This window comes from Streptomyces sp. NPDC014991, assembly GCF_043080665.1.
GTDB lineage: Bacteria > Actinomycetota > Actinomycetes > Streptomycetales > Streptomycetaceae > Streptomyces.
This window is the reverse complement of sequence record NZ_JBIBVY010000055.1, coordinates 1-4,369: the sequence shown is the minus strand read 5'-3', so window position 1 is coordinate 4,369 and position 4,369 is coordinate 1. Positions and strand designations below refer to the sequence as shown.

Here is a 4,369-nt window from a genome sequence, read left to right as displayed (position 1 = left end):
ACCGCACCCGCCAGCTGCACATCCAACGCCGCACACGCCTCGTCCAACGCCCGCGCGAACACCGGAAACCGCTCATACAACTCAGCGCCCATACCCACACGCTGTGAACCCTGCCCCGGGAACACGAACACCGTCTTCCCACCGGTGACCGAGCCCGTGATCACCGCAGGAACCGTCTCCGCGTCCGCCAGTGCTCGCAGCCCGGTAAGGGCCTCGTCGCGGGATCCGGCGAGGACCACGGCTCGTTCGGGCAGTACCGTCCGCTGCGAGACGAGCGCACCGGCGACGATCGGCAGCGCGGTGTCGGTGTCACCGACGAACTCGGCGAGCCGTCCAGCCTGTGCGGCGAGGGCACCGGTGGTGCGCGCGGAGACGATCACCGGGATCACACCGTCAACGGGAGCCACCAGCTCGGTGACCTCCTCCTCCGGCGCCTGCTCCAGGATGACGTGCGCGTTCGTACCGCTCACACCGAACCCGGACACGCCCGCCCGGCGGGGCCGGTTCACCTCCGGCCACGCGCGGGCCTCCGTCAGCAGCCGTACGGCGCCCGATGCCCAGTCGACGCGAGGGGAGGGTTCCTCGACGTGCAGGGTGGCCGGGAGCACGCCGTGGTGCATCGCCTGGATCATCTTGATGACGCCGGCGACACCGGCGGCGGCCTGGGTGTGACCGATGTTGGACTTCAACGAGCCCAGCCACAAGGGCTCTTCGCGATCCTTGCCGTACGTGGCGAGCAGGGCCTGCGCCTCGATCGGGTCGCCCAGGGTCGTGCCGGTGCCGTGGCCCTCCACGGCGTCCACGTCCGCCGGGGTGAGGCCCGCGTTCGCGAGCGCCTTGCGGATGACCCGCTGCTGCGAGGGACCGTTCGGGGCGGTCAGGCCGTTGGACGCGCCGTCCTGGTTGACGGCGGTGCCGCGCACGACCGCGAGCACCCGGTGTCCCTTGCGCCGCGCCTCCGACAGCCGTTCCAGCACGACGACACCCGCGCCCTCGGCCCAGCCGGTGCCGTCCGCGGTCGACGAGTACGCCTTGCAGCGGCCGTCGGCCGCGAGGCCCCGCTGCCGGGAGAAGTCGATGAACAGGCCGGGGGTGGCCATGACCGTGGCACCGCCCGCCAGGGCCATCGTGCACTCTCCCCGGCGCAGTGCCTGCACGGCGAGGTGGATGGCGACCAGGGAGGACGAGCAGGCGGTGTCGAGTGTGACCGCGGGGCCCTCGAGGCCGAAGACGTAGGAGATCCGGCCGGACGCCACACTGGAGGCGGCGCCGGTGCCGGTGAAGCCCTCCAGCTCGGGCGGGACGCTTCCGCCGGCGAAGTAGTCGACGCCCATGATGCCGTTGAAGACGCCGACGTCGGTGCCCTTGAGGGTCGCCGGATCGACACCGGCGCGCTCCAGCGCCTCCCAGGAGGTCTCCAGCAGCAGGCGCTGCTGCGGGTCCATCGCCAGCGCCTCACGCGGCGAGATACCGAAGAACTCCGCGTCGAACCGGCCGGCGCCCCGCAGGAAGCCGCCCTGGTCGACGTACGAGGTGCCGGTCTTCTCGGGATCGGCGTCGAGCAGGGTGTCCAGGTCCCAGCCGCGGTCGTCCGGGAAACCCGAGACTCCGTCGCGGCCCTCGGCGACCAGCTCCCAGAGGTCCTCGGGGGTGTCGACGCCGCCGGGCAGCCGGCAGGCCATGCCCACGATCGCGACCGGCTCACGCGACGCGCTCAGAAGCTGCTGGTTCCGCTTCTTCAGCGTGCCGACCTCTTCCAGCGACTTGCGCAGCGCCTCGACAAGCTTCTCGTAGGAAGCACTCACGTTCCCTGCCCCAATCAGTCGTGTGCCGCGTCAGCCTTCGAGGGATTCGCCGTCGCCGAGCGCGAGTTGTACGAGGTCGTCGACGTCCAGATCGGCCAGTGCACCCCGGGCGGTGTCCGGTTCGCCGGGTGCGGGCGCGCCGGGTTCGCGGGCGGCCAGTTCGACCAGTGCGTCCAGCAGTCCGGCCTCCCGGAAGCGTTCCAGTGGGAGGGCGAGCAGGGCGTGGCGCAGCCGTTCCTCGTCCGCCTCCGCCGCCGGCCGGTGCCCGACGCCCTCCGGGGCCAGTTCACCGTGCAGATGGCGGGCCAGCGCGAGCGGTGTGGGGTAGTCGAAGACCACGGTGGCGGAGAGGTTGACGCCGGTCGCGCCGCGCAACCGGTTGCGCAGCTCCACGGAGGTGAGGGAGTCGAACCCGGCGTCCTTGAACGCCGTCTCGGCGCCGACGCCGTCCGCCCCCGCGTGCCCGAGCACCCCGGCCACATGGCCGCGGACGACGTCCAGCAGCAGGGCTTCCTGCCGGTCGCGGTCCAGCCCGGCGAGGCGGCGCAGCAGGCCGTCCCCGCCGTCGCCCGCGGCGGCTCGCGCCGACTGCCGTCCTGCGGGCACCAGTTGCCGGAGCAGCGGCGGTACGCCGGTGCCGGTGGCCGCTTCGGCGCGTACGGCCCTGAGGTCCAGCTTGACCGGGACGAGCAGCGTGTCCTCCCCTGCCAGGGCCGCGTCGAGGAGCGCCATGCCCTCCTGCGGGGTGAGCGGCAGGACGCCGCCGCGCCGGTTGCCGCGGGTGCGGGCCGCCGCTTCCGTGCCGGTGGTCATTCCGGTGGTCTGCTCCCAGGGTCCCCAGGCCAGGGAGCGCGCCGGCAGGCCGGCCGCCCGGCGGCGGGCCATCGCGGCGTCGAGCCAGGCGTTGGCGGCGGCGTAGTTGCCCTGGCCGGCCGAGCCGAACAGCCCGGAGGCGGAGGAGAACACCGTGAACTCCGCCAGCCCCGGGACGCGTTCCCGGGTCAGCTCGTCAAGGTGGCTCACGGCCACGACCTTCGGCGCGAAGACGTGGGCGAGGCGTTCCCGGTCGAGGGTGCCGATGACGCCGTCGTCCAGGACGCCCGCGGTGTGCAGGACCGCGGTCAGCGGACGGTCGTCCGGCACGGAGTCCAGCAGGGCCGCCACCGCCTCCCGGTCGGCGATGTCGCAGGCGGCCACGCGCACAGTGGCGGCGCCGCGCGCAGTCAGGTCGTCCACCAGCTCCCGGGCGCCCGCCGCGTCCGGACCGCGCCGGCTGGCCAGCAGCAGGTGCCGTACGCCGCGCCGCTCGACCAGGTGCCGGGCCAGCAGGGCGCCCAGCGAGCCGGTGCCGCCGGTGACGAGGACGGTGCCGTCCGGGTCCCAGTGTGCGACGTCCGCGCCGGCGCCTGCGGGCGCGGCCCGGACCAGCCGTGGCGCGCGGACGGCCGTACCGCGCAGCGCGAGCTGCGGTTCCCCGGCCGCCAGTGCGGTGGCCAGGAGCGCGGCGAGGGACTCGTCGGCGGCCTGCGCGCCTCGGCTGTAGTCGAGGCGCGTGCTGTCGTCGGTGTCGATGAGGACGATGCGGTCGGGGTTCTCCGCCTGGGCGGCACGGACGAGGCCCCACACGGCCGCGCCCGCCGGGTCGGTCACCGTCTCGTCACCGCCGGCGGGTACCGCGCTCCCGGTGACGACGACGAGCCGCGACCGCGTGAACTGCTCGTCGGCCAGCCAGGCCCGCAGGACGTCCAGCACCCGGGACGTGCGGTCCAGGGCGCCGTCGGGCCCGTCGGCCGACACGACCAGGACTTCCGGCGCGGCGTCCGTGATGGCCGGTCCCGCGAGGTCGACGCCTGCGGCCACCCGCGCCCAGGTCGGCGCCGGAGCACCCGCGCGGGCCGGCACGGGGATGTCGGTCCACTCCACCCGGAACAGGGCGTCGGCGCCGGGTGCACCGGCCGCGGCCTCCAACTGTTCCGCGCTCACCGCGCGGAACACCAGCGACTCCGTCGTCAGCACCGGTTCGCCGGTCTCGTCGGCGGCCTGCACCGATACCGCGTCAGGTCCGGACGGTGCCACGCGCACGCGCAGTGCGGAGGCCCCGGAGGCGTGCAGCGCGAGCCGGTTCCAGGCGAACGGCAGCACCGTGCGCGGCCGGTCGCCCGCGGCGGGCGCGTCGGCCGGGGTGACGAAGCCGTTGGCGTGCAGGGCGGAGTCCAGCAGGGCGGGGTGGATACCGAACCGCGCGGCCTCCTCCCGCTGCCCGTCCGGCAGGGTGACCTCGGCGTACACCTCGTCGCCGCGCCGCCACACCGCCCGTAGTCCCTGGAACACCGGGCCGTACGTGTAGCCCTGCTCGATGAGACCGGAGTAGAAGGCGTCGACATCCACCTCGACCCGCTCGGCGCCGGGCGGGGGCCAGGCGGTGAAGTCGAACGTGCCGGTACCGGTGGTGGTGAGCGTGGCGGTGAGGGTGCCGGTGGCGTGCCGGGTCCAGGCGTCGGTGTCGATCTCGCCGGTGGTGTTCTCCCGGGCCGAGTAGACGGACACGGTGCGCAGTCCGGTGT

Annotated in this window: 2 protein-coding genes; both read right to left on the bottom strand. The window is 74.2% G+C overall.

The annotated features are described in order from the left end of the window. Positions 1–1,805: type I polyketide synthase (locus tag ACF1BE_RS34980; RefSeq protein ID WP_392203021.1), on the bottom strand; the 1,805-nt coding region annotated here is incomplete at its 3' end. Positions 1,806–1,835: 30 nt separating this feature from the next. Continuing rightward, positions 1,836–4,369, bottom strand: a 2,534-nt coding sequence (locus tag ACF1BE_RS34975; RefSeq protein WP_392203020.1) for a type I polyketide synthase, incomplete at its 5' end; no start/stop codon positions are given.